The 3,843-nt window shown below is 60.6% G+C and carries 3 protein-coding genes and 1 pseudogene; all 4 read right to left on the minus strand.

The window, feature by feature from the left end; all coding sequences use genetic code 11:
- The coding region (locus Q8Q83_RS00720; RefSeq protein WP_305620246.1) for a solute carrier family 23 protein at nucleotides 1–1,047 on the minus strand (1,047 nt) is incomplete at its 3' end.
- A gap of 399 nt (nucleotides 1,048–1,446) precedes the next feature.
- A complete protein-coding gene (locus tag Q8Q83_RS00725; RefSeq protein ID WP_305620248.1) occupies nucleotides 1,447–2,754 on the minus strand; it encodes a urate hydroxylase PuuD in 1,308 nt (435 codons plus the stop codon).
- Nucleotides 2,755–2,803: 49 nt separating this feature from the next.
- A complete protein-coding gene (locus Q8Q83_RS00730; RefSeq protein WP_305620250.1) occupies nucleotides 2,804–3,307 on the minus strand; it encodes an ureidoglycolate lyase in 504 nt (167 codons plus the stop codon).
- A 128-nt stretch (nucleotides 3,308–3,435) separates the two neighbouring features.
- Nucleotides 3,436–3,843: pseudogene (locus Q8Q83_RS00735) on the minus strand (allantoicase); the annotation flags it as partial.

Below are 3,843 nucleotides of genomic sequence, written 5' to 3' on the forward strand. Positions count from 1 at the left end.
GCCGGCGATGAAATAGGCGACATAACGGCTGGCCACGCCGGTCAGTTGGATCACCCCGTTGTTCTGCGCGAAGGTCACCATCGGCATGCTGTTGAACACGGCCGCCATGGCCGAGTTGAGGCCATCGGCGAGCAGGCCGGACTTGATCCGCTTCATGTACACCGGGCCTTTAACCGGTTGTTTGGAGATCATCGAGTTAGCGGTCAAATCGCCAGCGGCTTCCAGCGGGGTGATCAGGAAGATCACCGCGATCGGGATAAAGGCCAACAGGTCGAAGGAGAAGCCGTACTTGAAGGGCACCGGGATGCTCACCGCCGCCACTTCCGGCATGTTGGCGAAGTCCACCTTGCCCAGGTACCAGGCCACACAGAAACCCAGGCCGAGACCGATGATGATGGCGCTCAGGCGCAGCAGCGGGGCGTTGAAGCGGTTGAGCACGACTATGGTGCCCAGCACCAAGGCGGCTAGGCCCAGGTTGCTCAGTGCGCCGAGGTCGGGGGCGCCGAAGCCACCGGCCATATCGGTCATCGCCACCTTGATCAGCGACAGGCCCATCAGGGTGATGATGGTGCCGGTCACCACCGGGGTGATCAGCTTGCGCAGCTTGTCGATGAACTGACTGAAGGCGACCTCGACAAAGGCCGCGAAGAAGCAAACGCCGAAGATGGTCGAGAGAATGTCATCGGTGCTGCCGCCGCGGCTTTTCACCAGGAAGCCGGCGCTGAGGATCACGCTGAGGAAGGCGAAGCTGGTGCCCTGCAGGCACAGCAGGCCGGCGCCTATGGGGCCGAAGCGACGCGCCTGGACGAAGGTGCCCAGGCCGGAAACGAACAGCGCCATGCTGATCAGGTAGGGGATTTCACTTTGCAGGCCGAGGGTGCCGCCGACTATCAGAGTCGGAGTGATGATGCCGACGAAACTGGCCAGTACGTGTTGCAGTGCGGCGAAGATGGCTGGGGCGAACGCTGGGCGATCATCCAGTCCGTAGATCAGATCGTTGCTGCCAGAGGATGGAGCTTGAGCGTGCGGTGTATGTGTCGTGGTCATGTCAGAGCCTGCCAGTTATTTTATTTGGTCGTGGGCTTGCACGAGGCTTCACGGCGCCTCTTTCTGAATCGAGCTAAAACTGTCTGGTCGGTCAGAATCTTCCGACTATAACAATTTGGACACATCGTTAAAAACAATTTATTTATAAATTGTGCACAAAAAATCGACCGTTAGTCAGCGGCTCGGCAAGGTTGTTGCGACTGGGCACTGGGCGGCTGTTTGGGCGGCTACGAGGGAGGGGGCTGGCTCTCAGGCGGAGCCGGGCGCAGCGTTAGCTGCAAGCCTGGTGGGGCTGGTGAGTGGCTACGGCGCAATCTGGGCGTGTTGCTCAGATGTGTTGAAAGGCGGGAGTAACAATAGAAGAGGCCGCACCCGTTCTGGGTGCGGCCTCTGCGGATATCAGTTGAGTTGCGCGCCCTGGTCGATCCAGGCACCGATCAAGTCACGTTCTTCCTGGGTCATCTGGGTGATATTGCCCAGCGGCATGACTTGCGAAGCAACGCTTTGCGCGTGAATCTTCGGTGCCAGCAGCTGAATTTGCTGCGGGGTGTCGAACATCACGCCAGCCGGCGCGCTGGTGAACATAGGGCTGGTCGGCTTGGCCGAATGGCACACGGCGCAGCGTTCCTGAATCACGCTCTGGACCTTGGCGAAGTCGCCGCCGGCCGCCGCAGTGGCCGATGCGGCAGGCTCTGCCTGTTGCGCAGCGGCTTCGGCTGCTTTGGCGGCCTCTGGGTTGCCACTGACGCCAGTGGCGGGAACCGGTGCGTATTCGATCACGGCAGCCTTGGGCGCTTCAGGCGCTGCCGCCTTCATGCTCGGGCCGGTGACGTAAGCCAGGCAGATCATGCCCAGGGCTGCGGCAGGCAGGGTCCAGACATATTTGCTGCTGTCGTGGCGGGTGTTGAAGTAGTGACGCACCAATACCGCCAGAATCGCGATACCAGCCAGGATCAGCCAGTTGTATTGGCTGCCGTAGGTGCTCGGGAAGTGGTTGCTGATCATGATGAACAGCACTGGCAGGGTGAAGTAGTTGTTGTGGCGCGAACGCAGCAGGCCTTTGGCCGGCAGCGCCGGGTCCGGCGTGGTGTTGTCTTCGATGGCCTTAACCAGCGCGCGTTGTGCCGGCATGATGGTGAAGAACACGTTGCCGACCATGATGGTGCCGATGATGGCACCGACATGCAGATAGGCGGCGCGGCCACTGAAAATGAGGCTGAAACCATAAGCCGCCGCGATCAGCAGGACGAACAGCACCGCACCGAGCAGGGCCGGTTGCTTGCCCAGGGCCGAATCACAGAGGAAGTGGTAGGCCACGTAGCCCGCAATCATTGAGCCGAAGCCGATGGCGATGGCGACGGCCGGTGCCATGTCACTGCCGGGGGCGATCAGGTACAGGCTCGGGTTGAGGTAATAGACCACCATCAACAGCGCAACGCCTGACAACCAGGTGAAATAGGCTTCCCATTTGAACCAATGCAGGTTGTCCGGCATTTTCGGCGGGGCCAGTTTGTATTTTTCCAGGTGGTAAATACCGCCACCGTGGATCGCCCATAAGTCGCCGGCCAGGCCGTCGCGCGGGTTGACCCGGTTCAGGTTGTTTTCCAGCCAGACGAAATAGAAGGATGCGCCGATCCAGGCGATGCCGGTGATCATATGGATCCAGCGGATACCCAGGTTCAGCCACTCAGTTAAATGCGCTTCCACAATCAGTACCTCTTTCCCAGTGCCGGCAGGCCGGTCCCCTGGGCTTCTCTTATTGGTGGGGGGCGAGGAGCAGTTGCTCTTCGTCGGTAAAGAAATGCTCATCGCAGTTGTTGCCAGAACCGCTGCGATCAACCACCAGGAAGTCATCCCGCTTTTCGATCGTCAGCACCGGGTGGTGCCAGACGCCGCGATGGTAATTGACGCCCTGCCTGCCGTTGCTGCGGAAGGCGCGGACTAACCCTGACTCAGGTGCATCGCCAAGTGGCGCGACCACGATCAGAAAGGGGTTGCCGAGCAGCGGTATAAAAGCTTGGCTGCCCAACGGATGGCGCTCCAGCATGCGCACGGTCAGCGGCATATCCAGGGCCTCGGCACTGAAGATGCTGATAATCGCCTTATCTTCCGGCTGGGCGGTCTCGACCGTGGCCAGTTTGTGATAGCGGCGAGTGGAGCCGTTATTGATCATAAAGAACTCGCTGCCCTCGGTTTCGATAACGTCACCGAAGGGGGCGAAGGCTTCTTTGCTCAAAGGCTCAATGATCAGTTTGCGCATAGTGGTCTACTTGTTATGGGTTGCTCTAGCTCCCCTCTCCCGCAGGCGGGAGAGGGGCCGGGGGAGAGGGTTGTATCGCTACCCCTCTCCCTAACCCTCTCCCCAGAGGGGAGAGAGGATGGTCAAGCTTACTTGGCGACTTTGCCGAACAGGCGCAGACGGCTGATACCACCGTCCGGGAACACGTTCACCCGTACGTGGGTGATAGGGCCGAGCTGGTTGATTTGCTCGGCGAACTCGTGCTCGGCGTGCATCTGCAGCTTCTGGCTCGGCAGCAGGTCGCGCCAGAACAGGCTCTGGGTTTCGATCTGGCTGTCGGTGCCGCCTTTGACGAAGGCGCCCTGGATCGAGCAGCTGTCCGGGTAGTTGCCCTTGAAGTGCAGGGTGTCGACCACTATGCGCTCGATTTCGCCCGGGTGGCCGAGGGCGACAATCACCCAGTCGTTGCCCGGAGTACGGCGGCGGGCGGTTTCCCAGCCGTCGCCCATGTTGATGCCGCGGCCCGGGTTGAGGATGTTGCTCATGCGGCCGAAGTG

This window comes from Pseudomonas sp. (assembly GCF_030696055.1).
Classification (GTDB): Bacteria; Pseudomonadota; Gammaproteobacteria; order Pseudomonadales; family Pseudomonadaceae; genus Aquipseudomonas.